The sequence below is a fragment of the Cellvibrio mixtus subsp. mixtus J3-8 genome (assembly GCF_000766945.1).
GTDB classification, from domain to species: Bacteria; Pseudomonadota; Gammaproteobacteria; order Pseudomonadales; family Cellvibrionaceae; genus Cellvibrio; species Cellvibrio mixtus_A.
On record NZ_KN266222.1, the window covers coordinates 1 to 500 of the forward strand.

The window sequence follows — 500 nt, forward strand, 5'->3', positions numbered from 1 at the left end:
GTATTAATGCCGCAAACCGAATACGCCATTGTGATTTTGTGCAATGACTCAACCGGTTCTGTTGGCGTGGCGGAATTGGGCAAGTGGGATATTGTCGGTGCACGAAATGTTACAAGCCAGCCGTACAACGTTGGCGTATTGCTTTCATCATCGAATGCCAGCACGTGGAGTGCGCACCAAGATCGTGATTTAACATTCCGCTTACTCGGTGCGAATTACACAGAGACCGAACGTGTGATTAATCTGGGGAATATTGACGTTGAAAACGCCACTGATTTGATTGCACTGTTTCCTGCAATACAGCCCGGTACCGGCGCAGATTGCGAACTGGTTATTACCCTGCCAAACGGCCAATCAATTCCCGCGAGTGATCGCCAAATTATTCAACTGCCTGCACCGATATCCGGTGAAATTAATATCATCGCGAAATTGCGTGCAACCACATCACTCTCTGCAATGTTGCTGCCCGGCAGTCAATTGATTGTAGGCACCATTAGTAA

General features: G+C 48.0%; 1 protein-coding gene. It reads left to right on the forward strand.

The features are described from left to right. The coding region (locus tag A596_RS23295) for a hypothetical protein (protein WP_039918872.1) at positions 1–500 on the forward strand (500 nt) is incomplete at both ends.